The organism is Flavobacterium sp. KS-LB2, from assembly GCF_036895565.1.
Classification (GTDB): domain Bacteria; phylum Bacteroidota; class Bacteroidia; order Flavobacteriales; family Flavobacteriaceae; genus Flavobacterium.
Window position 1 is genome coordinate 1,844,942 of record NZ_CP145904.1, and the last position, 24,451, is coordinate 1,869,392.

The 24,451-nt window shown below is 36.3% G+C and carries 14 protein-coding genes, 4 tRNA genes and 3 rRNA genes; 5 read left to right on the forward strand and 16 right to left on the reverse strand.

Annotated elements, in window-relative coordinates; translation table 11 throughout:
* Positions 1-35 precede the first annotated feature (35 nt).
* The 4 genes from V5J73_RS07785 to V5J73_RS07800 all read right to left on the reverse strand — a co-directional run bounded on the left by V5J73_RS07785 (position 36) and on the right by V5J73_RS07800 (position 7,310).
* Positions 36-2,435 carry a glycoside hydrolase family 31 protein gene (locus V5J73_RS07785; RefSeq protein WP_338644735.1) on the reverse strand — a complete coding sequence of 800 codons (2,400 nt, stop codon included), beginning with the start codon at positions 2,433-2,435 and terminating at the stop codon, positions 36-38.
* 196 nt (positions 2,436-2,631) lie between these two features.
* Positions 2,632-4,539 (reverse strand): 1,4-alpha-glucan branching protein GlgB, encoded by a 1,908-nt coding sequence (gene glgB, locus V5J73_RS07790; RefSeq protein ID WP_338644737.1) that lies wholly within the window; start codon positions 4,537-4,539, stop codon positions 2,632-2,634.
* Positions 4,540-4,611: 72 nt separating this feature from the next.
* Complete coding sequence (locus V5J73_RS07795) at positions 4,612-5,892, reverse strand: glucose-1-phosphate adenylyltransferase (RefSeq protein WP_338644739.1); 1,281 nt, start codon at positions 5,890-5,892, stop codon at positions 4,612-4,614.
* Positions 5,889-7,310, reverse strand: a complete 1,422-nt coding sequence (locus V5J73_RS07800; protein ID WP_338644741.1) for a glycogen synthase — start codon at positions 7,308-7,310, stop codon at positions 5,889-5,891. The genes V5J73_RS07795 and V5J73_RS07800 overlap by 4 nt, the downstream gene beginning before the upstream one ends.
* 161 nt (positions 7,311-7,471) lie before the next feature.
* On the opposite strand from V5J73_RS07800, the gene V5J73_RS07805 reads away from it, so the two are divergent.
* The 3 genes from V5J73_RS07805 to V5J73_RS07815 are packed head-to-tail and all read left to right on the forward strand — an operon-like array spanning position 7,472 to position 9,415.
* Positions 7,472-8,344 (forward strand): alpha/beta fold hydrolase, encoded by an 873-nt coding sequence (locus V5J73_RS07805; RefSeq protein WP_338644743.1) that lies wholly within the window; start codon positions 7,472-7,474, stop codon positions 8,342-8,344.
* A 32-nt stretch (positions 8,345-8,376) separates the two neighbouring features.
* Positions 8,377-8,766 (forward strand): peptide-methionine (R)-S-oxide reductase MsrB, encoded by a 390-nt coding sequence (gene msrB / locus V5J73_RS07810; RefSeq protein ID WP_099715422.1) that lies wholly within the window; start codon positions 8,377-8,379, stop codon positions 8,764-8,766.
* Between the two features lie 4 nt (positions 8,767-8,770).
* The gene (locus V5J73_RS07815) at positions 8,771-9,415 is read left to right on the forward strand and encodes an endonuclease III domain-containing protein (RefSeq protein WP_338644745.1); all 645 of its coding nucleotides are present in this window, start codon (positions 8,771-8,773) and stop codon (positions 9,413-9,415) included.
* Between the two features lie 47 nt (positions 9,416-9,462).
* Here the strand turns inward: V5J73_RS07815 and V5J73_RS07820 are convergent, their stop codons facing one another.
* From V5J73_RS07820 to V5J73_RS07865, 10 genes are all read right to left on the reverse strand, one after another.
* Entirely contained in the window at positions 9,463-11,088 is a 1,626-nt protein-coding gene (locus V5J73_RS07820) for an amidase (protein ID WP_338644747.1), read from the reverse strand.
* An 859-nt stretch (positions 11,089-11,947) separates the two neighbouring features.
* Positions 11,948-12,033 (reverse strand) — tRNA-Leu (locus tag V5J73_RS07825).
* A gap of 6 nt (positions 12,034-12,039) precedes the next feature.
* Positions 12,040-12,112, reverse strand: a tRNA-Phe gene (locus V5J73_RS07830).
* A 64-nt stretch (positions 12,113-12,176) separates the two neighbouring features.
* Positions 12,177-12,286, reverse strand: a 5S ribosomal RNA gene (gene rrf, locus V5J73_RS07835).
* A gap of 173 nt (positions 12,287-12,459) precedes the next feature.
* Positions 12,460-15,344: ribosomal RNA gene (locus V5J73_RS07840) — 23S ribosomal RNA — on the reverse strand.
* Positions 15,345-15,482: 138 nt separating this feature from the next.
* Positions 15,483-15,556 (reverse strand) — tRNA-Ala (locus V5J73_RS07845).
* A 113-nt stretch (positions 15,557-15,669) separates the two neighbouring features.
* Positions 15,670-15,743, reverse strand: a tRNA-Ile gene (locus V5J73_RS07850).
* A gap of 124 nt (positions 15,744-15,867) precedes the next feature.
* Positions 15,868-17,381: ribosomal RNA gene (locus tag V5J73_RS07855) — 16S ribosomal RNA — on the reverse strand.
* The 16S, 23S and 5S rRNA genes sit together here with 4 tRNA genes alongside, the layout of an rRNA operon.
* Before the next feature lie 530 nt (positions 17,382-17,911).
* Positions 17,912-18,085: a hypothetical protein gene (locus tag V5J73_RS07860; RefSeq protein ID WP_338644750.1), complete on the reverse strand. Its 174-nt coding sequence runs from the start codon at positions 18,083-18,085 to the stop codon at positions 17,912-17,914.
* A gap of 421 nt (positions 18,086-18,506) precedes the next feature.
* On the reverse strand, positions 18,507-19,184 hold the full coding sequence (locus tag V5J73_RS07865; RefSeq protein ID WP_338644752.1) for a DUF4294 domain-containing protein: 678 nt from the start codon (positions 19,182-19,184) through the stop codon (positions 18,507-18,509).
* A gap of 82 nt (positions 19,185-19,266) precedes the next feature.
* On the opposite strand from V5J73_RS07865, the gene V5J73_RS07870 reads away from it, so the two are divergent.
* Both V5J73_RS07870 and V5J73_RS07875 read left to right on the forward strand, forming a co-directional pair.
* The gene (locus tag V5J73_RS07870) at positions 19,267-20,355 is read left to right on the forward strand and encodes a M42 family metallopeptidase (protein WP_338644754.1); all 1,089 of its coding nucleotides are present in this window, start codon (positions 19,267-19,269) and stop codon (positions 20,353-20,355) included.
* Positions 20,356-20,504: 149 nt separating this feature from the next.
* The gene (locus V5J73_RS07875; RefSeq protein WP_338644756.1) at positions 20,505-20,960 is read left to right on the forward strand and encodes a DUF1801 domain-containing protein; all 456 of its coding nucleotides are present in this window, start codon (positions 20,505-20,507) and stop codon (positions 20,958-20,960) included.
* Positions 20,961-21,017: 57 nt separating this feature from the next.
* Here the strand turns inward: V5J73_RS07875 and V5J73_RS07880 are convergent, their stop codons facing one another.
* Entirely contained in the window at positions 21,018-21,971 is a 954-nt protein-coding gene (locus tag V5J73_RS07880; protein WP_338644758.1) for a phosphoribosylaminoimidazolesuccinocarboxamide synthase, read from the reverse strand.
* A gap of 112 nt (positions 21,972-22,083) precedes the next feature.
* Positions 22,084-24,432, reverse strand: coding sequence for a S9 family peptidase (locus V5J73_RS07885; RefSeq protein WP_338644760.1), 2,349 nt, complete (start codon positions 24,430-24,432; stop codon positions 22,084-22,086).
* Positions 24,433-24,451: the final 19 nt, after the last annotated feature.

The following is a 24,451-nucleotide window of genomic DNA, read 5'->3' on the forward strand; positions in this document are numbered from 1 at the left end:
TTACATAATTAAATGTAAAAGTATCAACTTTTTTGTTATTCGCCAGTTATATGCAATGCCGTAAATTCCTTATCAACAATCAAATACCCTTCTTTTTTTAAAGTGTTTTCATCAAAAGACACTTCTACATTATCAATTTCAATTGTTTCAACTTTAAAAGGCAATCCAATAAGATTTATTTTATACTTTGAATAATTTGTATCATACTTCCCTTCTTTGTGCAACTGAATAATTAATTCATTTTCCTTTCCAGTAGTCTTAAACGATAAGAAGCTGTATCGTCCTTTTTTATAATCATACCCATCTTGAGCATCTTCATACACTACTGATTTTTCTTTACCTTCCTTATAATAAATATCTAAAGTTAATTCTTCAAATTCCAGTTCCCCTACATATTGCTGCACTGGATATTTAGGAATAATTGCCCCTGCTTTTACAAAAATTGGAATTTGATCAAATTTAGTATCAACCCAGATTTCTTTACCTCCTTTTACTTCTTCATTCGTCCAATAATTATACCATTGTCCACGAGGAATATACATTCGTCGTCCCAAAGAATTTGGTTCTAAAATAGGACAAACTAGTATTTGATTTCCAAAAACAAATTCATCATTTCTGTAATGCGTTTGAATATCATCTTGATCGTAATACACTAATGGCTTCAGCATGGGAATCCCTTCCTCAATATATTGCCAAAACATGGTGTATAAATACGGTAATAATTGATACCTTAAATTGACAAATTTTCTGGTGATATCAATAACCTCTTCGTCAAAAGCCCATGGTTCTTGATCTCCATGATCTCCTGAAGAGTGCGTTCTACAAAAAGGATGAAAAACACCTAGTTGAATCCAGCGTGCGTATAATTCTCCCGAAGGTTGTTCAGCAAATCCACCAATATCAGAGCCTGTGAAACCCATACCGGAAATTGACATGCGTTGCACTTGGATATTGGCTATCCATAAGTGCTCCCATGTGGCAACATTATCGCCTGTCCATGAAGACGTATATCGTTGTGCACCTGCATATGCAGATCTTGTTATTACAAAAGGTCTTTTGGGATACGCAAATCGTTTCACGCCGTGATACGTGGCTCTTGCCATTTGTGTACCATAAATATTATGTGCTTTTCTATGACTGCAAGGATTTCCATCGTAATCGTGACGGACATCCATGGGAAATGTTTTATTAGGAACTTCCATTACAGCTGGTTCATTCATATCGTTCCACACTCCTTTTACACCAATATCTGAAATTAGTTCTTTAAATAATCCTGCCCACCATTCTCTTACTGTAGGATTTGTATAGTCTGGAAAATTACATTCTCCTGGCCAAACTTTCCCTTTCATATAAGGCCCATCGGCTCTTTTACAGAAATAATCCTTTTCTAAGGCTTCTTTGTATACGGCATATTCTTTGTCAATTTTTATTCCCGGATCAATGATTACAACTGTTTTAAAACCATCTTCGGCTAATTCTGCGACCATTCTTTTGGGATCAGGAAAATAGTCTTTATTCCAAGTAAAACATCGAAAGCCATCCATATAATCTATATCCAAATACAGTGCATCGCATGGAATTTGTAATTCTCTAAATTTAGCTGCAACATCTTTTAAATTACTTTCAGGATAATAACTCCATTTACATTGGTGATAGCCGAGTGCCCAAAGTGGTGGCAACTCCGGCTTTCCTGTCAAATCAGTGTAAGTAGTAACCACATCTTGCATTTGTGGTCCATAAATAAAATAATAATTCATTTCTCCACCTTCAGCCCAATAACTCGTTACATTCCTCCTTTCGTGACAAAAATCAAAATAAGTTCTAAAAGTGTTATCAAAGAAAATACCGTACGATTGTTTGTTTTGTAAACCTATATAAAACGGAACTACTTTGTATAATGGTTCCTGATCTTTTTGAAAAGCATATTGATCGGTAGCAAAATTCTCCAATCGTTTTCCTTTTAAATTCATTTGGGTTGCTTTATCACCAAGGCCATAAAAACACTCTCCATCTTTTGAAGCTTTACTCATTTTTACGATATTACCGCCATATTCGTAACTTTCTTCCCAATGAAAACCCAATTCGTCTTCCAAAATAATATTTTCTTCAAAATCAAAAATAGACAATCTCATATCTATTTTTTGAATTCTACATTTTACTTTACTCGTTTTTACCTGATAATAATCTTCTACTTCAGAAACCTCCAGAAAATTATAACCATGAGAATGACTTTTATCTACAGCATAAGAAAAATCGTTGCTAAAATACCCTTTTGTAGTAAATCTAAACCGAATTAAACTATCTCTTAATACGGTTACTTTTAATATGACGCTATTATCTGTATGAAAATATATTGAATCAACATCATGCTCAAAAGCAACTATTTTTGTGGGATATAGATCGCCTTTATATTCTAATTCTGTATTTGTAATCATTTTAATGGTATTTATTTTAATCTTTTTCTAGCACTCAAACTTATAAAATTACTTTGTATACAATTATTTATGTGAAATTTATTCTCAAAAACGTTTTAGTCAATTTCAATACAACAGTCAAAAATATACAATAATGGTTTTCATTATAAATGAAAACCATTAGTTATAAGTACTTTAAAAAAGGAGTGTTTTACATTTATATAATTTTAAAAACGGTAACACTTAATGGTGGTAAAAGCAACTCTATTGAATAATCTCTTCCATCATAAGGCATAGCCTCAATTGCTATTTTTTTAGAGTTCGAGACTCCGCTTCCTCCATAAATGGAAGCATCACTATTAAAAATCTCTGTTAGTTTTCCTTTCTTTGGCAAACCAATTCGATAATTAGACCTAGTTACTTGTGTAAAGTTACACACTACTACTACATCGTCCTTCGGGTTATTTCCTTTACGAATGAATGACATTACTGCATTTTGATGATCCGAGTAATTAATCCATTCAAAGCCTTCAGGACTAAATTGTTTTTCGTATAAAGCAGGTTGTGATTTGTATAGTGTATTCAAATCTGTGATCAATATTTTCACACCACTATGAAAAGGATATTGCAACAAATGCCAATCTAAACTTCCTTCAAAATTCCATTCGCTACTTTGTCCAAATTCACTTCCCATAAACAACAATTTAGTTCCAGGATACATAAACATATAACCGTATAGTAATCGTAAATTGGCAAATTTCTGCCATTCATCGCCTGGCATTCTTCCGGCAATTGATTTCTTTCCATAAACCACTTCGTCATGTGAAAGTGGTAACATGAAATTTTCTGAAAAGGTATATGTCATTGAAAAAGTCAAATCATTTTGATGGTACTTTCTATATACAGTATCTTTTTGAAAGTATGCTAAGGTATCATGCATCCACCCCATCATCCATTTCATACCAAAACCTAAACCACCAACAGATGTGGGTCTAGAAACCATTGGAAATGAAGTACTTTCTTCTGCTATAGTTTGAACACCTTCATAGTTTAGATAAACGGCTTCATTGAATTCTTTCAAGAAGCTAATGGTATCCAGATTTTCTCTACCTCCGTAAATATTGGGTTCCCACTCGCCATCATTTCTAGAATAATCTAAATACAGCATGGAAGCTACTGCATCAACACGCAAAGCGTCTGCATGATAATGGTGTAACCAAAACAATGCGTTACTAATTAAGAAAGAACGAACTTCATTTCGTCCATAATTAAAAACTAAACTTTTCCAATCCGGATGATACCCTTTTCTGCGATCAGGATGCTCAAAAAGATTCGATCCGTCAAAAAAGCCTAAACCATGAGCGTCATCTGGAAAATGAGATGGTACCCAATCCAGAATTACTCCAATTCCTGCTTCATGCAATTTATCAACTAAATGCATGAATTCTTGCGGATTCCCAAAACGGGATGTAGGCGCAAAATATCCCACTAATTGATATCCCCAAGATGGATCATATGGATATTCCATAATAGGCATAAACTCTACATGAGTAAAACCTGTTTCTTTGACATAGTTTACTAAGTCTTCTGCAAATTCTAGATAGGTCAAAAAACGATTTTCTTCAGTATGGCGTTTCCAAGAGCCTAAATGTACTTCATAAACAGAATAGGGTTTGTCTAAACCATTATGATTTTGACGCGTTTTCATCCAGTTATTGTCCTTCCATTTATAATCCAAATCCCAAACTACAGATGCTGTATGAGGTGGTTTTTCGCAATAAAAAGCAAACGGATCGGCTTTCTCTGTTATAATTCCACCATTATTAGATTGTATTTTATATTTATAGGTGGTCCCCTTTTTGATATTTGGAATAAAACCTTCCCAAATACCGGAAGAATCCCAACGTACATTCAACTGGTGTTCTCCTTGTGTCCAAAAATTGAAATCTCCCACTACTGATACTGAATGAGCCGTAGGAGCCCAAACTGCAAAATAAACACCATCTACTCCGTCAACCGATAGTAGATGTGCGCCTAGTTTTTCGTACAGTCGAAAATGTTTCCCAGCTTTAAATAAATCGATATCAAAATCGGTAAAAAGAGAATGCGTAATAACTTTACTCATATAACTATTGTATAATTCTACTTTTTAAAAACAGAATAGAATATTATTTTTTAAGAAAAACAGTTTAAAAATCTATTTTATGATATAATTATCTGGTATAATTGCTCCTTTTTTAATGACAACAATTCCGTCTTTTATGGCATACAACTCATTCGAGAAATCTTCTAAATGACTGCCTCCACTGATGTAAACATCATTCCCAATTCTGCAGTTTTTATCTACAAGAGCATTGCTTATAAAGCATCTTTCCCCAATTCCCACTAGTTGTCTCCCTGTTCTTACATCCTCATTCATATCATCAATATTCTGATAGAAATCATTACCCATCACATAACAGTTTTGAATAATGGTTCCTTCGCCTATTCTGGAACGAATACCAATTACTGAACGATTAATTTCTTTAGCATTCAAAATACATCCTTCAGAAATTAATGATCTGTCCACCATAGTCTTCTGGAATTTAGATGGTGGCAATAATCTAGGTCTGGTGAAAATTTTATTATCGTTATCAAATAAATTAAATTTTGGTAAGTCATCAGTTAACCCAATATTAGCTTCAAAAAAGGAATCAATATTACCAATATCTGTCCAATATCCTTCATATTGGTAACTCAATATCTTTTTGTGACCTACAGCCTGCGGAATAATTTCTTTGCCAAAATCTTTGGTTTCTTTATTTGACATAATATCTACCAACAGTTTTTTGTTAAAGATGTAGATTCCCATAGAAGCCAAATATTGCTTTCCTTCACTCTTCATTTGCTCACTCACATCAGATTCCCAATCAGGTAACAATTCTTTAGCTGGTTTTTCTATAAAAGATTCGATACAACTTTCGGAATTTGTCTTTAATATTCCAAATTCAGGTGCATCTTTTGCATTTACTGGTAATGTAGCAATGGTAATATCTGCTTCTCTCTTGATATGTTCTTCTAACATATCATTGAAATCCATCTGATACAGCTGATCACCAGAAAGTATCAAAGCATAATCAAAATCATGGTTTAAGAAATGTGGCATACACTGTCTTACAGCATCAGCGGTACCTTGAAACCAAGTTGGATTATCAGGAGTTTGTTCTGCAGCAAGTATATCAACAAAAGCATGACTAAAAATACTAAAATTATAAGTGTTTTTTATGTGTGCATTTAAAGAAGCTGAGTTAAATTGCGTTAAAACAAACATTCTATAAATATCTGAGTTCATACAATTTGAAATAGGGATATCTACTAATCTGTATTTGCCCCCAATTGGTACAGCAGGTTTAGATCTTGTTTCTGTCAACGGATACAATCTGGAACCTTGCCCTCCTCCTAAAATAATTGCAATTACATTTTTCTTTTTAGCTTTCATTTTTTGTTAATTATTAGTTTGTACATTTCTATATATTCTTGACAAACACGTTCCCAAGAATGGTCTGTGTTCATACCTATTTTTATGATTTTATGTAAATGCTTTTTATCGTCATATAAATTTACTGCCCTTTGAATCGAGTAACAAATATCTCCAACACTAGCCTGATCATGGCAAATTCCATTTCCATCATCTCCAAAATCAATAACAGTATCCTTTAATCCACCCGTTCTTCTTACTATAGGAATTGTTCCATAGCGCAATGAATACATTTGATTCAAACCACAAGGCTCGACCCTTGAAGGCATTAATAAAAAATCAGAACCCGCATAAATCAAGTGTGCTAATTCCTCATTGTATCCAATAAATGTATTGTAATTCCCTTTGTAATCCGATAATAAGCCATTCAATTGATTCTCAATAGCAGTATTTCCTGAACCTAAGATTAAAATATTAATTTGTTGAAAATTTTCAGATAAAGCTAAAGCTGCTGCATGTGGCAATAAATCACCCCCTTTTTCCTCTAAAAGCCTACCAATAAAACTAAAAAGTGGTTTAGTTGGGTCTAGATTAAAAAGGTTGCATAATTTTTCTTTATTTTCTTGTTTTCCTTTTTCGAAATTTTTAATCGAATAATTTTTTTCCAGCATCGCATCTTTTGCTGGATCCCAAACTTCAATATCAATTCCGTTCAAAATCCCCTTAGATTTATATCGAACTAGATTAAATAACGATTCTAATCCATTGGCCGAATAATTAATCTCATTTAAATAATTCGGTGAAACCGTAGTTACAGCCCAAGCACATTTTATAGCGACGGCAAGTGAATTAATACAATTATCCCATTCTAAAACTTTTATGTGAGCCAAATCGAATTCTGGCAAATAATACAATTTATCAAAACCAAACTGCCCTTGATACAAACCATTATGAATGGTAATCATAGAAGGAACATTTTGTAATTTTTCATATTTATAACCATACAACATCATAAACGGAATTAAACCCGTATGATGATCATGACAATTAATTACATCGGGAACTTCATTTCTTCCGATAATCCAATCTAAAGTGGCTATTTGAAAAGACAAAAAACGTTCTATGTCATCTTCATATCCATATACATCTTTTCGATCAAATAATTCTTGGATTTCAATCAAATACAATTCGAATCCTAATTTATCCGCTTTTTCTTTGAGAACACTATAAGGAAAATTAAAATTTCCCAACTTCACATGTCCCCAATGGACACATTCAAAATCATTTTCTTTTTTAAATTTTGTATCATAACAAGGCATCACTACCCTTACTTGATGTCCTGCATTATTTTGATATTTTGGCAATGCACCCACAACATCAGCTAAACCTCCTACTTTGGCTATTGGGTAACATTCTGCACTGATATGAAATATTTCCATTTATGAAATTTTGATATTTTTAGTTACTACTATTGTAATTCTTAATATTTCCGTCTTTTATGTTAATACCAATAAAAGCTTTATAAAAAATACTACTTTTATGTTTTTCTAAATTTACTAAAAAAATTATAATATAATAACACGCTTGAAAATTTATTGAAATGGCAAAAAAAACTTCTAATCATACCCAATCATTGAAAATTCCTAAGATTATCCTATTAACCAGTAAATTAATCTCTTTTATTTCTCCAAAATTAATTACATTATTTGCTGCTAAACTCTTTACAACCCCTATAAAACATAAAATTCCAAAAAGAGAATTTGAAATGGATCGAAATAGCCTTCAAAAATCAGTCTTTATCCCAGCTATTGATAAAAACGTTGTTTTGTACCATTATGGAAAAAGTGATAAGAAAATTTTATTGGTTCACGGTTGGTCAGGACGTGGAACACAATTGTTTAAAATAGCAGATGAACTTCTAAAAGCGGGATACTCTACTATAAGTTTTGATGCTCCAGCTCATGGGAAATCACCCGGAAAAACTACCATTATGGTCGATTTCATCGCTACAATTTTAGAAATAGACAAACAATTTGGACCATTTGAAGCAGCAATTGGCCATTCCTTAGGTGGAATGTCTGTTTTAAATGCAATAAAGAAAGGCTTAGAAGTAAATCATGCCGTTGTTATTGGTAGTGGCGATATTGTTGAGGATATTATGGATGATTTTGTAGCAAAATTAGAATTGAGACCGATAATAAGTTCTCGTTTGAGGTTACATTTCGAAAAAAAGTATGGAGAAGAAATGAATAATTATTCTGCTTTTTTAGCCGCAAAGGAAACTAACATACCAGTTTTAGTAATCCATGATAATAATGACCCCGAAGTCCCAGTAAAAGCTGGAATTCACATTCATCAATACTTAAAAAACGGAACGCTTTTATTGACTGATGGACTAGGACACAGAAAGATTTTAGGAAACCATAATGTAATTGAAAAAACAGTCCAATTCATTCAAAATAAACAACTGTAATACAATTATTTAAATTAATAAAAAATTTAATCATGAAATATCCTGTAGAAAAAACCGAACAAGAATGGAAAGAACAATTAGGAGAAGAACGCTACCGAATTCTTCGCCAAAAAGGGACTGAATATCCACACACTGGAACCTATAATTTGCATTATGAAAAAGGAACATACTGCTGTGGTGCTTGCGGAGAGCCTTTATTCGAAAGTAATTCTAAATTTGATGCGCATTGCGGTTGGCCATCATTTGACGAATCTATTCCAGGAAAAGTACAATACATTTCCGATACGACACATGGCATGAAACGTACTGAAATTCTTTGCGCTAATTGCGGCAGCCATTTAGGGCATGTATTTGATGATGGGCCCACAAAAACCGGACAACGTTATTGTGTGAACTCTTTATCTGTTGATTTTAAAGAATAAAGCTATGAATTTATTTGAAAATACTACTGATTGGACTACAAATTTAGAACCAATTCTTACCAAATATAAAGGAAGAAAACATCCCCTTGAGTATCATAATTTATATCAACTTATGGTGATGGTCATTTTATCCGCACAGGATTCTGATGCCAATATTAATAAAATTGCCCCTATCTTATTTGAAGCATATCCTAACATGGAAAGTTTAGCTGTTTCTAATGTGGAAGCGCTAATTCCGCACATTTCAAAAGTCAGGAATTTTGGAACCAAAGCCAACTGGCTTATAGAAATAGCGCAAACCATACAAAAAGATGAAAATATTCCACTTACTATGGACGGTTTAGTTGCCTTAAAAGGAATCGGACGAAAATCAGCCAATGTAATTCTTCGCGAAGCAAAAATTCCGGCAGAAGGAATTATCGCTGATTTACATGTTATTAGGGTTGCACCCAGAATTGGATTAATCCCAGAAACCAAAGACGGAATCAAAGCCGAAAAACAGCTAATGCAAGTGTTACCAAAAGAAATTTGGGGAGAAATCGGGATGGCTATTTCATTTCTGGGACGAGAAATTTGCAGGCCGCAACCTAAATGTGTTGAATGTCCTATTAACTCCGTTTGTGCATATTATAAAAAAGTAAAAGGGTAAAAAAGTGATTCACTCATTACCCTTTTCAATTATTTTCGAAATATAATTTATTTTAAAAATGAAGGTTTAAACCCCGGTTTAATCCGCTTTTTAGAAGCTTGTTCATATGCATAACCTAAACCTATCAATTCTCCTTCCATATACGGTGTACCAAAAAAGGACAAGCCAACAGGTAAATCATAAACCTTACCACAAGGAACAGTGATATGAGGATAACCACTTGCTGCAGCAGGAGAAGTCAAAGAATATCCTCCCCAGCGATCTCCATAAATCATATCGATACTGCAAGCCGGCCCCATAGTAATTCCACAAATAGCATCTAACTTATTTTTTTGAAAAACAGCATTTAAAATACTTTTACTTCCTTCAAAACTTGCAGTTAATGCTTCTAGATATGTTTTATCATCTAATCCTTTTTTTGCATTAGAACTCTCCAATGTTTCTTGCTTGAAATATGGCATTGCTTGGTCTTCATTAGCTGTATTAAAATCAATAACTGCATTCAAATTTTTTACTTTTGCATTGGCCGTAGCCAAATAGTTATTAAGTCCATCTTTAAATTCATATTGTAAAATTTCAAATTCAGCTTGACCAAAAGCATTAATTTTTTCTAAATAGTCAATTTCAACAATAGTTGCCCCTTGTTTTTTTAACAAGTTAATCGCATCTTCTAAAAGTCTATTAATATATTTATTATTTCCTTGTGGCTTTTTCTCAATTCCGATGCGTTTGCCTTTCAAAGCATTACTATCTAAAAATATTGTATAATCGCTCTGAGCTTTTCCTTTACTTTCTAAAGTTACTGAGTCGGCTTCGTCAATAGCACTAATTGCACCCAATAATATAGCGGCATCTGTTACAGTTCGTGCCATTGGGCCTGCTGTATCTTGAGTTTTTGAAATGGGTATAATTCCAGATCGACTAACCAAACCTACAGTTGGTTTAATCCCTACAATTCCGTTTACTGAAGCCGGACAAACAATAGAACCATCCGTTTCAGTTCCAACAGCAACTACACAAAGATTGGCTGACACAGCAGTACCTGAACCAGCACTAGATCCACAAGGATTATGATCTAAAATATATGGGTTTTTAGTCTGACCACCTCTGCTACTCCATCCAGAACACGATTGCGTTGAACGAAAATTGGCCCATTCACTCAAATTTGTTTTTCCAATAATTATTGCACCCGATTCTCTAAGTTTTTTTACTACAAAAGCATCTTTTGACGCAATATTACCAACCATTGCAAGAGATCCTGCAGTTGTTTGCATTTTATCTGCAGTATCTATGTTGTCTTTTATTAAAACTGGAATTCCATGTAAAGGTCCTCTACTCTTACCCGCTTTAAGTTCTTTATCCATTGTAGCAGCTATAGCAATTGCATCAGGATTAACTTCGATAACAGAATTTAGTTGGGCACCATTTTTATCTATCGATTCAATACGGTCTAAATACAATTGCACTAATTGCTCCGAAGTATATTTCCCAGAAGCTAATTTCTCCCTAAGACTGCCGATGGTTTCTTCATCCAATTCAAAGGCTACATCCAAATTTTCAATTGATCCTGAATTTTCATCCTTCTTAGTACTAGAAGTACAACCTGTAATCAAAAGTGTGGTAAGACCTGCAGACGCTAAAGTTGCAGTAGTTAAAAAAGATCTTCTTTTCATATATTAATTGTTTTTTGGATAACGATTTATTAAACAATTAACTAAAGTACTTTTTTTTAATCAAATACAAAAAATATTAATTTGAACAAACGTTAAAGTTTAATCATTAATCAAAATTAGTTTTTAGAAATCAAAAAAATCATTTGATTTATATTCTAAATCAAAAATTAATTAAAGATCATTTATAAAAATTAAGCTTATTTAATGAATAAAAAAGTAGACGGAGACTTAGTCACAAAAGTAAATGTAAATTAATTATATTTTATATTTGAACAAAATGATTTAAAGATTGATAAATCACCTTCAGATTAAAAAAAATGTTTGACTAAAAGTTGGTTAAAACATACATTTCATCTTCAAATCCACCTAAAACAATCTGGAGAGCTTATTTAATACTTTTCCAAAAAATATATCTTACCCCAAAAAAAACTAAAAGGTAAAACAGATTTATTATTGAATTTAAAAGAATAAAATAATGTTTAAGAAAAAAAATCAGACCTAAATCTGTATTTAAAAAAAAAAAATGGTTTCGTAAACTATTTTAAAAGTAAATTCCCTCTTTCAAACCTAAACTTAGATATATCTACTCAAATTTCTACCTTAAATCATGTGTTTTTTTTAATTTTTGATTCAAAGATTACATTAAAAAAAATACTGGTGATTATTAAATAATTTAAGTTCAATTTGGATGAAATAATCAACCTTATTGTGATTAGCTCTGAGGAAATCTCAAATTAGAACTACTATTATTTATGCTATTAAAAATCAACATTGCAATAAAAATCCTTATTAAATATAAGAAAGATTACTGATAAAATAAAAAAACCTCACTAAGCATTAGCCTAATGAAGTCTTTTTGTACTCAGAGCGGGACTTGAACCCGCACGAACATTGCTGTTCACTGGATTTTAAGTCCAGCGTGTCTACCAATTTCACCATCCGAGCATTTTGTGGTACCTCCAGGGATCGAACCAGGGACACATGGATTTTCAGTCCATTGCTCTACCATCTGAGCTAAGGTACCAGTATACTTTTCTTTTAGAAAAGTAAGAATAAAAAACCCTGTTCGTTAGAACAGGGTTTTCAAAGAAAGGCGACGACATACTCTCCCACATAACTGCAGTACCATCTGCGCAGGCGGGCTTAACTACTCTGTTCGGGATGGGAAGAGGTGAGCCCCGCCGCAATAACCACCTTAAGAGGTTATAATTGCTTTGGGCAATTATTGTAATGTTGTTTATATTGTATAATAAACATCAATTACATAATATCTTAACATACTGAGATAAAGAATATAAAAAATTTGATACTGAAACAAGTTCAGCATAAAGAAAGTTTCTTCTCTCCCGATTTGCATCGGGAGAGAAAAGCGTACATAAGCTTACGGGTTATTAGTACTACTCGACTATGACATTACTGCCTTTACATCTATAGCCTATCAACGTGGTCATCTCCCACGACCCTTAAAAGAAATCTCATCTTGTGGTGGGTTTCGCGCTTATATGCTTTCAGCGCTTATCCCTTCCAAACGTAGCTACTCTGCGATGCCACTGGCGTGACAACAGATACACTAGAGGTTTGTCCAATTCGGTCCTCTCGTACTAGAATCAGATCCACTCAAATTTCTTGCGCCCACAGTAGATAGAGACCGAACTGTCTCACGACGTTCTGAACCCAGCTCGCGTGCCACTTTAATGGGCGAACAGCCCAACCCTTGGGACCTTCTCCAGCCCCAGGATGTGACGAGCCGACATCGAGGTGCCAAACCCCCCCGTCGATATGAGCTCTTGGGGGAGATCAGCCTGTTATCCCCGGCGTACCTTTTATCCTTTGAGCGATGGCCCTTCCATGCGGAACCACCGGATCACTATGCTCTACTTTCGTACCTGATCGACCTGTATGTCTCTCAGTCAAGCTCCCTTATGCCATTGCACTCTACGCACGGTTACCAAGCGTACTGAGGGAACCTTTAGAAGCCTCCGTTACTCTTTTGGAGGCGACCACCCCAGTCAAACTACCCACCAAGCAATGTCCCCCCGATTGGGGGTTAGGCCTCAGACAAACAAAGGGTTGTATTTCAACAATGACTCCACAACGCCTAGCGACGCCACTTCACAGTCTCCAACCTATCCTACACATCATTTGTCCAAGGTCAATACTAAGCTATAGTAAAGGTGCACAGGGTCTTTTCGTCCCACTGCGGGTAAGCGGCATCTTCACCGCTACTACAATTTCACCGAGCTCATGGCTGAGACAGTGTCCAGATCGTTACACCATTCGTGCAGGTCGGAACTTACCCGACAAGGAATTTCGCTACCTTAGGACCGTTATAGTTACGGCCGCCGTTTACTGGGGCTTCAATTCAATGCTTCTCCGAAGATAACATCTCCTCTTAACCTTCCAGCACCGGGCAGGTGTCAGGCCCTATACTTCATCTTACGATTTTGCAGAGCCCTGTGTTTTTGATAAACAGTCGCCTGGACCTCTTCACTGCGGCCAGCATTGCTGCTGGCGACCCTTCTCCCGAAGTTACGGGTCTATTTTGCCTAATTCCTTAGCCATGAATCTCTCGAGCACCTTAGGATTCTCTCCTCGACTACCTGTGTCGGTTTGCGGTACGGGTACTTATTACCTGAAGTTTAGAGGTTTTTCTTGGAAGCCCTTAGGCGCACTATCTCTTTGTCCGAAGACTCCGAGTACTATCGTATTTCCCCAAGCCGCGTGGATTTGCCTGCGCAGCTTATAGGTAGGTACTTCAACGAACTATTCCGTCAGTTCGCGGCGCTTTCATCACTCCGTCACCCCATCACAGTAATAACTAGTACGGGAATATTAACCCGTTGTCCATCGACTGTCCCTTTCGGGTTCGCCTTAGGTCCCGACTAACCCACAGCTGATTAGCATAGCTGTGGAAACCTTAGTCTTTCGGTGTGCGGGTTTCTCGCCCGCATTATCGTTACTTATGCCTACATTTTCTTTTCTAACCAGTCCAGCATACCTTACGATACACCTTCTACCCTGTTAGAATGCTCCCCTACCACTACCTAAATAAATAGGTAATCCATAGCTTCGGTAATATGTTTATGCCCGATTATTATCCATGCTCGTCCGCTCGACTAGTGAGCTGTTACGCACTCTTTAAATGAATGGCTGCTTCCAAGCCAACATCCTAGCTGTCTGGGCAGACAAACCTCGTTCTTTCAACTTAACATATATTTGGGGACCTTAGCTGATGGTCTGGGTTCTTTCCCTCTCGGACTTGGACCTTAGCACCCAAGCCCTCACTGTTATGAAACATTATATAGCATTCGGAGTTTGTCAGGAATTGGTAGGCGGTGAAGCCCCCGCATCCAATCAGTAGCTCTACCTCTATATAACTTTACGCATAACGCTGCACCTAAATGCATTTCGGGGAGTACGAGCTATTTCCGAGTTTGATTGGCCTTTCACCCCTACCCACAGGTCATCCGAAGACTTTTCAACGTCAACCGGTTCGGACCTCCACACTGTGTTACCAGCGCTTCATCCTGCCCATGGGTAGATCACACGGTTTCGCGTCTAACACTACTGACTAAAGCGCCCTATTCAGACTCGCTTTCGCTACGGATCCGTGGCTTAACCACTTATCCTTGCCAGCAACGTTAACTCGTAGGCTCATTATGCAAAAGGCACGCCGTCACCCCACGAAAGGGCTCCGACCGCTTGTAAGCGTATGGTTTCAGGATCTATTTCACTCCGTTATTCACGGTTCTTTTCACCTTTCCCTCACGGTACTGGTTCACTATCGGTCTCTCAGGAGTATTTAGCCTTAGCGGATGGTCCCGCCAAATTCAGACAGGGTTTCACGTGCCCCGCCCTACTCAGGATACCACTATCCTTTACACTTATTACTTATACGAGGCTATCACTCTCTATGGCTCTACTTTCCAGTAGATTCTAATTCTTTGTGCAAGAAATATCGTGGTCCTACAACCCCAACATTGCCGTAACAACATTGGTTTGGGCTAATCCGCGTTCGCTCGCCACTACTTACGGAATCACTTTTGTTTTCTTCTCCTCCGCCTACTTAGATGTTTCAGTTCAGCGGGTTTGCCCACCTATCGGTGTACTATGTCTTCAACATAGTGGGTTGCCCCATTCAGGTATTTACGGATCATATCGTGTGTGCCAATCCCCGTAACTTTTCGCAGCTTATCACGCCTTTCATCGCCTCTGAGAGCCAAGGCATCCCCCATACGCCCTTATTTTGCTTATTGTACCAACACATTATTTAAAATGTGCCGTTTCTTTTACTTGCCTAATGATAAACAAGTAAAAAATGCTTTCTACTTTTTATTATTTTCTTATCTCAATATGTCAATGAACTTTTATGCTGAGTTTATTTCAGCATCTTGTGGAGAATAACGGAGTCGAACCGTTGACCTCCTGCGTGCAAGGCAGGCGCTCTAGCCAGCTGAGCTAATCCCCCAATCTAATTATGAATTGTGAATTATGAATTATGAATTTATACTTCATAACTCCTCAACTCTAGAATTTCTTCTTTTTATCCTGAATTTATTTCAGAATCTTTAAGTTAAATAGTTGTCTCGGACAGACTCGAACTGTCGACCCCTACATTATCAGTGTAGTACTCTAACCAGCTGAGCTACGAGACACTCTTATTCTTAAATGGTATTATTTGAACTAACAGCAAGAGTAATAAAATGTTGGTATTTGTTACCAACTCGAACTTTCGTCTTCTTTCCCTAGCGTGCATTGCTGCTAACACTAAGGCTCTAGAAAGGAGGTGTTCCAGCCGCACCTTCCGGTACGGCTACCTTGTTACGACTTAGCCCTAGTTACCAGTTTTACCCTAGGCAGCTCCTTGCGGTCACCGACTTCAGGCACCCCCAGCTTCCATGGCTTGACGGGCGGTGTGTACAAGGCCCGGGAACGTATTCACCGGATCATGGCTGATATCCGATTACTAGCGATTCCAGCTTCACGGAGTCGAGTTGCAGACTCCGATCCGAACTGTGACCGGTTTTATAGATTCGCTCCTGGTCACCCAGTGGCTGCTCTCTGTACCGGCCATTGTAGCACGTGTGTAGCCCAAGGCGTAAGGGCCGTGATGATTTGACGTCATCCCCACCTTCCTCTCAGTTTGCACTGGCAGTCTCGTTAGAGTTCCCGACATGACTCGCTGGCAACTAACAACAGGGGTTGCGCTCGTTATAGGACTTAACCTGACACCTCACGGCACGAGCTGACGACAACCATGCAGCACCTTGTAAATTGTCTTGCGAAAAGTCTGTTTCCAAACCGGTCAATCTACATTTAAGCCTTGGTAAGGTTCCTCGCGTATCATCGAATTAAACCACATGCTCCACCGCTTGTGCGGGCCCCCGTCAATTCCTTTGAGTTTCATTCTTGCGAACGTACTCCCCAGGTGGGATACTTATCACTTTCGCTTAGCCACTGAGATTGCTCCCAACAGCTAGTATCCATCGTTTACGGCGTGGACTACCAGGGTATCTAATCCTGTTCGCTACCCACGCTTTCGTCCATCAGCGTCAATCCATTAGTAGTAACCTGCCTTCGCAATTGGTATTCCATGTAATCTCTAAGCATTTCACCGCTACACTACATATTCTAGTTACTTCCTAATAATTCAAGTTTAGCAGTATCAATGGCCGTTCCACCGTTGAGCGATGGGCTTTCACCACTGACTTACTAAACCGCCTACGGACCCTTTAAACCCAATGATTCCGGATAACGCTTGGATCCTCCGTATTACCGCGGCTGCTGGCACGGAGTTAGCCGATCCTTATTCTCACAGTACCGTCAAGACTCTACACGTAGAGTTGTTTCTTCCTGTGCAAAAGCAGTTTACAATCCATAGGACCGTCATCCTGCACGCGGCATGGCTGGATCAGGCTTGCGCCCATTGTCCAATATTCCTCACTGCTGCCTCCCGTAGGAGTCTGGTCCGTGTCTCAGTACCAGTGTGGGGGATCTCCCTCTCAGGACCCCTACCCATCGTTGCCTTGGTAAGCCGTTACCTTACCAACTAGCTAATGGGACGCATGCTCATCTTTCACCGTTGTGACTTTAATAACTCGACCATGCGGTCATGTTATACTATGAGGTATTAATCCAAATTTCTCTGGGCTATCCCTCTGTGAAAGGTAGATTGCATACGCGTTACGCACCCGTGCGCCGGTCTCTAGGTCCGAAAACCTATACCCCTCGACTTGCATGTGTTAAGCCTGCCGCTAGCGTTCATCCTGAGCCAGGATCAAACTCTTCATCGTATATTGTTTGCTTGAATCTCTTCAAGCTATTGTTATTCGACTAAATTCTAGTGGTTTTTTCAAATCTTTCGATTCTATTACTCTTATTCTTTTGTTTTAACATCTCTGTTAAAACGGCTGTCAATTCAATATGTCTAGGAACGTATTCTTCTTTTATTTTAACCTCGTTTAACTCACATTGTGTGTCGCTCGAAGCGGGTGCAAAAGTAAAAATTCTTTTTTTAACTGGCAAGAAAATTATGAAGTTTTTTTTTGGAAATTTTTATCTCCGTTTAATTTCTTTTCTTATCAGTATTTCAAGGAACTTCATTTGTTTTGCTTAACCTAAATTACCACTCTCGTAGTAACATCTCTAACTCGTTTCTTCTCTCGTTAGCGGGGTGCAAATGTAACATCCGTTTTCTAATCTCACAAGCTTTTTTTAATCTTTTTTGAAAATAAATTTTCAACCCGATTCGTTGTGCTTGCCAGTATTTAAATGAACGTTTGCCGTTGTTGCGGGTGCAAAACTACAACCTTTATACCGTTATTCAAGCTTTTTTAAACCCTTTTTTTTCCTTTTTATTCGTCTTTTTTTTAACTCGCTGTAAACATGGTTTTTGAATAACAAAGTTTTTTAACTCCACCCCTTGATTTTTGACCAAAAAGCCATTTAAACTACAAAAAAACCAATAACAAGGCACAATATCTACTCCTAAAGACATTACGATACGTTATATAATAACCTAAAATAGCAGCTGTGTTCTCCTTATTGGCTCCCTATCCTGCCTTCCTGCTTGAAAATAAACACCACAAATCCTTTTGTTACCATAATTAAAGAACGGTTTACCCTAATATACTCCAACTAGACTTCCCGATTCTTTTATTTGATACCTTATAATAGGTAGCAATAGTATTAACCTTCTTCCTTATATATAAGGTACAATAAAAACACTTTCCAATTTGTCTATAAATCTTCTCCTTAAGTTTAAGACGCCTTAGGGATAGTAGCAAAAAGCCCACAGTCACGGCTCTCTTTGACGGGACGAGGACTTGTAGCGAATAGCTCGGCCTAGTATAGCACAAAAGCGATTATCTTTTTTGATAATTGCGGCTCTTTTCAGTATGGAAACGCAAAAATGAGGATTATTTTTTTAGAGTTTTAGCTCTAGACTCCCAGGAATATGTTAGTTCACTATAATCGACTGGTTTGGCAGGGTTCTGATTCTGCAGTCTTCCAGAATCAAATGCACGTACTAATATTGTTTCTATTAAATAGTCTTCATTAACATCGTTGGGCTCATACTTTGTTTTTAAATTGATGTCAAACATGCTTGCCGCTGTATTAGACCAAAATGCTTTCCAGCCACTTTTAAGGTTTTTTACCAACTCATAGGTTGTAGTACCCGTTTGACGGTGAATTAACTTCACTAATATTTGGCCTTGTTTACGAGAAAGTTTTTTTAGTTTAGCTTCAAACTCGTTGCTCAAATAACTTTCTACTATCTTGAAGTATCTTTTTTTCTCCTTATTAGTCTTCAGGTTTGCCATTCCTTTGTTTAGATTTGATAATCGCTCCGACGCCAATTTTGCGTAAGGATATGTTTTATACACCCGACTTTGAAGGATTAAAAACTGCTTTCTTTCTTCGGGATCCATTTTTCCCTTATATATTAGTACTTCGGGTAATTGGATTGTATCATTAAGAATAGATTCGTCATCTTCTAACTTATACCCCATCTTAGTAGTGTCTTGAGGCATAACCTGTGCATTAATAGATAGTGTTATAAAAAGAAAAAACAACAAAAATTTAATTAGCTTCATATCGGAAAATTTAATTGCCAAAATTATAAATTATATATACAACTGTAATGCCAAATTTATAATTTAGCAAAAAAATAATTTTATGAGTACTATATCAATATTAAACAAGTCGTCACTTGACTTTTTAGAAAACTACCTTAATAATGCATCACCAACAGGCTATGAAAGTGGCGGGCAGAAATTATGGATGGAATATTTGAAACCATATGTGGATACTTTTATAACGGACACATATGGAACAGCGGTAGGAATCATAAATCCAGATGCACCTTATAAGGTAGTGATTGAAGGTCATGCTGACGAAATTTCATGGTATGTCAATTATATTACTGATGATGGATTAATCTACGTGATTAGAAATGGTGGTTCAGATCACCAAATTGCACCTTCTAAACGTGTCAATATTCATACTAAAGAAGGAATTATAAAAGGTGTTTTTGGCTGGCCGGCGATTCATACCCGCAATAGAGGAAAAGAAGAAGTGGCAAAAGTTGATAATCTATTTATTGATATAGGTTGTGAAACTAAGGAGCAAGTAGATAAAATGGGTGTTCATGTAGGTTGTGTGATTACGTATCCTGATGAATTCATGATTTTGAATGACAACAAATTTGTTTGTCGCGCGATTGATAACCGCATGGGTGGATTTATGATTGCCGAAGTAGCACGTTTGCTACACGAAAACAAAATAAAACTTCCTTTTGGATTGTATATTACTAATTCCGTTCAGGAAGAAGTAGGTCTTCGTGGTGCCGAAATGATTACCAAAACCATTAAACCAAATGTAGCGATTGTTACTGATGTTTGCCATGACTCCACTACTCCAATGATCGAAAAGAAAATTGAAGGAGATACAAAAATAGGCAAAGGACCTGTAGTTACTTATGCACCTGCTGTTCAAAATAACCTTCGAGAATTGATTTTAGAAACTGCCATGGCTAAAGAAATCCCATTTCAGCGATTGGCTTCTTCTCGCGTTACAGGAACTGATACCGATGCTTTTGCATACAGTAATGGTGGTGTTGCCTCTGCTTTAATATCCTTGCCGTTGCGTTATATGCACACTACGGTTGAAATGGTACATCGTGATGACGTTGAAAACGTGATTAAATTAATTTATGAAACCTTATTGAAATTAGAAAACGAAGAAACATTCTCTTATTTCAAATAGCTTTTGGAGCTAATCTCGCTATCCGTTATAATCTTTTCCTTTTTAAAGAAAAAAAGGAAAAGGATTTCCACTTTTATCGGGGCTAAAAACCGCAGTTCAAATTATGAATTGCGGTTTTTTTAATAACTTTATTCAAACAATTCATAAAAATGCAATCAACCGCTACAACAATCGATGCTTATTTAGAAGAAATTCCCAAAGAAAGAAAAGATGCTTTCACAAAACTTCGAAAGACTATTCTAGAAAATATCCCAAATGGTTTTATTGAACAAATGTCCTACGGCATGATTGGCTATGTAGTGCCACATTCCATTTATCCAAACGGATATCATTGTGAACCAAAACTCCCGTTACCCTTTATAGCTATTGCTTCCCAAAAAAATTTCATTGCACTTTACCACATGGGAATTTATGCTAAACCGGAATTACTGAATTGGGTTGTCGCTGAATACCCAAAACATTGCAAACAAAAATTAGACATGGGAAAAAGTTGCATCCGATTTAAAAAGATGGACCAAATCCCTTTTGATTTAATTGCTGAACTCGTCCAGAAAATGTCAGCGCAAGAATGGATTACTTGTTATGAATCATCATTTAAAAAATAAAAAACCGCAATTCAAAATTATGAATTGCGGTTTTTTATTATTTTTATGAAAATTGTTCTATCTGTTTGCTAGATATTCCAAAACATTTTTCTCTATTCTTTCATCTATATTACTGATGTCTGCTTTTACAAATTTCTCTCCTAAGATGTTTTCGTATAATTCGATGTATCTTTCAGAAACAGTTTCAATGTATTCGTCAGTCATATTTGGAATTTGTTGTCCTTCCAATCCTTGAAAACCATTTTCGATTAACCAACGACGAACAAACTCTTTTGACAATTGTTTTTGTTCTTCACCATTATTTTGTCTTTCTTGGAAGCCTTCAGCATAAAAATAACGAGAAGAATCCGGTGTGTGAATTTCGTCAATCAAGACAATAACCCCTTCTTTAGTTTTACCAAATTCATATTTAGTATCCACCAAAATCAAACCACGACTAGCAGCAATTTCAGTTCCTCTTTGAAACAAATCTCTTGTGAATTTTTCTAAAACAACATAATCTTCTTCAGAAACAATTCCTTTCAACAAAATATCCTCACGAGAAATATCCGCATCGTGTTCTCCATTATCCGCTTTTGTTGTTGGTGTGATAATCGGTTCCGGGAATTTATCATTTTCTTTCAATCCTTCTGGCATTTCCACACCACAAATTTCTCTTTTGCCAAGAGCATACTCTCTTGCAGCATGTCCTGAAACATATCCACGAATGACCATTTCTACTTTGAAAGGTTCACATAAATGTCCCACAGCTACATTAGGATCTGGTGTTGCAATTAACCAGTTAGGAACAATATCCTCAGTCAATTCCATGAATTTAGTAGCAATTTGGTTTAGAATTTGACCTTTATATGGTATTCCTTTTGGCAAAACTACATCAAAAGCCGAAAGCCTATCTGTAGCAACCATAACCAAAAGTTCGTCATTGATGTTATATACTTCTCTTACTTTACCGCGGTAAACAGATTTCTGGTTTGGGAAATTAAAATCAGTAGTTGTGATTGTATTGCTCATTATACTAGTTGTGTGTGTGTGTTTATTTTTGTTCCTGCAAATTTAAAACTATTTCATAGAGTTACGCAAAGAAAAAGAGGGTAACTCTAAAATATTATTTTTATTTCTAAAACTATTTTTTAAGCAACGTATCGTTGAATAAATTTAAGATTCGGCTGTATTCATCAACCCAAGAATACGTTTTTTTAAAACCATGTGCTTCAACCGGGAAACTGGATAAGCTCCATTTTTTCTTACCTAATTCGATAAAACGCTGAGACAAACGAACAATATCTTTGTATTCTACATTGTCATCTACCATGCCATGAAGCATCAATAAATTGCCTTGCAAATTATCTGCAAAATAGATTGGAGAACTTTTTTTGTACGCATCAGGATCCGTTTCTGGGAAATTCAGAATGTTTCCGGTGTATCCATGATTATAATGTGCCCAATCTGTAACCGAACGTAAAGCAGCTCCTGAAGCAAACTCATTTGGAGTAGTCAACATTCCCATCAATGTTATAAAACCACCGTATGAACCGCCATAAATTCCAACTCGTGAAGCATCAATTCCATAATTTTCGACCAAGTATTTTTTGCCGTCAATTTGATCTGTTAAATCTTTTCCACCCATGAAACGGTAAATTCCTGTTCTAAAATCACGTCCGTATCCATCGCTGCCTCTATAATCAATATCTAAAACGGTATACCCTAAATCGACCAACATATTATGAAACATATATTCTCTGTGGTACGTACTCCAGTAGTTATGTGCGTTTTGCAAATAACCAGCTCCATGAACAAACAAAATGGCTGCTTTATTCGCATTTGCAGATACTGGCTTGTATAATCTAGCATTTACGGGAGTTCCATCCTGCGCCTTGAAAGTGATTACTTCCGGTTCACGCCAAGAATATCCTTTGAAACTTTCTGATGTAGAGTACGTGATTTGATTTATAATCGTATTCTTTTTATTAGGTGCTACATACAATTCCCAAGGCTTATTTTTATACGAATATCGAACCAATAAGGTACTTTCATCTGGAGATAAGCTGACTTCATGAGCTCCATCTTTTGTTAAAATAGGCTGTAAAACCAGATTTGCAACATCCAATTTATAAAAACTTCTGTTTCCTGGATGTGTAGTCGTTGTAGTCAAATAAAAAGACTTTTTATCTTTTGCCAAACTAACGTTGCGCACTTCCCAATTTCCTTTGGTCAATTGTGTTTTCTTTTTTGACTTTAAATTGTAAGCATACAAGTGAGAATAACCGGTTTCTTCGGACTGAAAATAAACGGTTTCATTTTCACCTAAAAACCCAAGCGTTCCTCTTCCGTAAGAATTGGAAGGAATTCCAGGTCCGCCAATCCAAGCTTCATCGTGTTGATGATCTAATTCCTGAAAAGTTCCATTTTCTAAATTCAAACTGACAATCCAACGGTCTTTGTTGTCTTGACTTCTTATTTCGGCTACAGCAAAAGAGCCATTTTCATTGTAAATAGGTTCTTGAACAACGATTAGTTTGTTCTTTTTTTCTGCAGTTTTTGATTTTTCATACAACTCAAAATATTTTGGAACATCCTGAATGTGACTCAACGATGAAAAATTCATGAAATAAACAGAATCTTTAGCGATGTTGTACACTCCGAATTTGGTTGCCAACAAATTATCCACAGAAACTTTTTCCTTCGTATCTTCAATTTGGTTATATCCATCGGCAGTGATGAAAAGTTCCATTTTTTCATTCTTACGTTCTGATTCTTCAATTAATCTGAAAGTAGCAAAATTCCCTTTTGGATCTACTTTCAAGCTTCCAAATGTGTTTTTCCCATAATAATACGGTTTTGGAAAATCCGATTTTATAGTTTTTGACTTTGCCAAATTCCATTTTCTCAATGCTTCCTGATCTCTAACAAATTGGAATAATTCTTCTTGTTGGGTTTTCAAGAAAGATTCTTTTTCGATTGCAGCATCTTCTCCTTTTCCTCGTCTAAAATTAGTCACTTGAATGAAAGATCCTTCGTTGCTATTGAATTGGAACAGGTTTTCATTTTGTCTGAAATAAAGAATTCCTGGCACCGTACTTATTTGCAAATTAGCAATTGGACTGCTTTGTTGGTATAGCTTTTTACTCGTTTTACTCTTTACTGAGTATGAAAACAATCTCCCTTTATCGATATAATAATATAAATCTGGATTAGTTGTTTTCTTGAAATCTAATTTTGAAAAAGCAGCTTCAGTTGGTGGTGCTAATTCGGGTTTTGACAATCCATTTTTCCAAAAATAAGTACTAGTACCCAATTCATTTTTTGGATTCCAATCAAAATACACTTTCTGACCATCTAAAGACCATCTTTCGTTTTCTGGAGATACTCCAACGAAGGTATTCCCTTTCATGATTTCTTCCAGTTTTAGCGTTTGACTTTGAATCGTCATGGAAAACAAAATACCGATAACAAGGATTATTTTTTTATTCATTTTATTCTTTATATTAAAA

What these genes read in the sequence shown, in the direction of transcription:
- V5J73_RS07860 (WP_338644750.1), bottom strand. Translation starts at nt 18,085, where the DNA reads ATGTCTTTAGGAGTAGATATTGTGCCTTGTTATTGGTTTTTTTGTAGT.
- V5J73_RS07805 (WP_338644743.1), top strand. Translation starts at nt 7,472, where the DNA reads ATGGCAAAAAAAACTTCTAATCATACCCAATCATTGAAAATTCCTAAG.
- V5J73_RS07870 (WP_338644754.1), top strand. Translation starts at nt 19,267, where the DNA reads ATGAGTACTATATCAATATTAAACAAGTCGTCACTTGACTTTTTAGAA.
- V5J73_RS07815 (WP_338644745.1), top strand. Translation starts at nt 8,771, where the DNA reads ATGAATTTATTTGAAAATACTACTGATTGGACTACAAATTTAGAACCA.
- V5J73_RS07795 (WP_338644739.1), bottom strand. Translation starts at nt 5,892, where the DNA reads ATGAAAGCTAAAAAGAAAAATGTAATTGCAATTATTTTAGGAGGAGGG.
- V5J73_RS07785 (WP_338644735.1), bottom strand. Translation starts at nt 2,435, where the DNA reads ATGATTACAAATACAGAATTAGAATATAAAGGCGATCTATATCCCACA.
- glgB (WP_338644737.1), bottom strand. Translation starts at nt 4,539, where the DNA reads ATGAGTAAAGTTATTACGCATTCTCTTTTTACCGATTTTGATATCGAT.
- msrB (WP_099715422.1), top strand. Translation starts at nt 8,377, where the DNA reads ATGAAATATCCTGTAGAAAAAACCGAACAAGAATGGAAAGAACAATTA.
- V5J73_RS07885 (WP_338644760.1), bottom strand. Translation starts at nt 24,432, where the DNA reads ATGAATAAAAAAATAATCCTTGTTATCGGTATTTTGTTTTCCATGACG.
- V5J73_RS07820 (WP_338644747.1), bottom strand. Translation starts at nt 11,088, where the DNA reads ATGAAAAGAAGATCTTTTTTAACTACTGCAACTTTAGCGTCTGCAGGT.
- V5J73_RS07880 (WP_338644758.1), bottom strand. Translation starts at nt 21,971, where the DNA reads ATGAGCAATACAATCACAACTACTGATTTTAATTTCCCAAACCAGAAA.
- V5J73_RS07800 (WP_338644741.1), bottom strand. Translation starts at nt 7,310, where the DNA reads ATGGAAATATTTCATATCAGTGCAGAATGTTACCCAATAGCCAAAGTA.
- V5J73_RS07865 (WP_338644752.1), bottom strand. Translation starts at nt 19,184, where the DNA reads ATGAAGCTAATTAAATTTTTGTTGTTTTTTCTTTTTATAACACTATCT.
- V5J73_RS07875 (WP_338644756.1), top strand. Translation starts at nt 20,505, where the DNA reads ATGCAATCAACCGCTACAACAATCGATGCTTATTTAGAAGAAATTCCC.